Source organism: Yersinia sp. 2542 StPb PI (assembly GCF_048593855.1).
Classification (GTDB): Bacteria; Pseudomonadota; Gammaproteobacteria; order Enterobacterales; family Enterobacteriaceae; genus Yersinia; species Yersinia enterocolitica_E.
Genome location: NZ_JAZGQA010000383.1, coordinates 1 through 1468, shown reverse-complemented (window position 1 = coordinate 1468; position 1468 = coordinate 1). Strand labels below are relative to the sequence as shown.

Below are 1468 nucleotides of genomic sequence, written 5' to 3'. Positions count from 1 at the left end.
CCTATAAAAAATTATCTGAAATAAAAAATAACTACGATGTTAGTGTGTTTTCTGCGTGATTTGGCCTCAAACCCCAGTAGCACTCAACAGCAGAATGATAAGCTGTTAGTGCTACTGGTTTAATCGCGCCGACTGAGGTTAGCGCTTCTTGCGGTTACGATGCATATCTATGGCGACGGCACTGACAATAATGATGCCTTTGATTATGTCCTGAATGTAGGAGTCCACACCAATAAAAGTAAAACCACTCTTAATCAATCCTAAAATTACGGCGCCAATTACTGTACCGGTGATACGGCCGACCCCACCCATCAAGCTGCTACCACCAATAACGGCAGCCGCAATCGCATCCAATTCATAAGATTGGCCCATGCTTGATTGCCCGCTACTCACCCGGGCGGCCAAAACCACGCCCGCCAAGCCAGCTAATCCCCCGGCAATGGTATAAACCGTTACCAGATATTTATTAACGTTAATGCCTGATACTTTTGCTGAAATCATATTCCCGCCGATGGCATAGACGTATTTACCATAACGGGTGTGTTTCAGTGCAATATGGAATATCACCGCAATAACCAAAAAAATGATAACGGGCATAGCACCTTGCCCAATCGCGGTAAAATCATCGGAGAGAAAACTTACCGGATTGCCTTTAGTGTAATATTGGGCAAGCCCTCTGGCAGAAACCATCATTCCTAATGTAGCGATAAAGGGAGGAATACCTGTACGGGTTATCAAGAAACCATTAATAAATCCACACAGTATCCCGACCCCTATTCCTGCAATAATAGGGATAGCCGCGGGTAAATCCAATAAGTGCGGATACATAGGTGAAATACTTTCTGATGTCTGTGCCAGACTCGCCGCGACAACAGCCGTTAATGCAATTAAAGAGCCGGATGAGAGATCAATGCCGGTAGTGATAATAACTTGTGTCACCCCGACGGCAATGATACCGATAATAGCCACTTGCAGAACGATCAATAATAGCCGATTAGGATTCAATAAAAATGATTGGTCGCGAATAAACCAGCCAAGGAACTCAAAAATCAATGCAATACCGATCATGACAATAAAAATACCGGTATCTTTAGGTAATTTTCCTTTAAATCCAGACATGAATGAATGTGTTTTTGTTGACTCAACCGTTAATGATTTAGCAAATTTAACATTACTCATTATCGTTACCTTCCAGTAATTATTCTGAGGCCAGTGCCATTATCTTTTCTTGACTAGCATCTTGTTTATCTAATATTCCAGTGATGTGTCCGCTGTGCATGACCATAACTCTATCACTCATACCAAGAATTTCAGGTAGCTCAGAGGAAACTAAAATAATGGCTACACCACGATTCGCCAGTTCACTAATTAAACGATAAATTTCTGATTTTGCCCCAACGTCAATACCTCGAGTGGGTTCATCCAGAATAAGTATTTTGGGTTGAGCTAATAACCAGCGTGCTATGAG

The 1468-nt window shown here is 42.2% G+C and carries 1 protein-coding gene and 1 pseudogene; both read right to left on the bottom strand.

Annotated elements, in window-relative coordinates; translation table 11 throughout:
* Positions 1 to 138 precede the first annotated feature (138 nt).
* Positions 139 to 1179, bottom strand: a complete 1041-nt coding sequence (locus V1952_RS21800) for an ABC transporter permease (protein ID WP_372558868.1) — start codon at positions 1177 to 1179, stop codon at positions 139 to 141.
* A gap of 19 nt (positions 1180 to 1198) precedes the next feature.
* A pseudogene (locus V1952_RS21795) lies at positions 1199 to 1468 on the bottom strand (D-xylose ABC transporter ATP-binding protein); the annotation flags it as partial.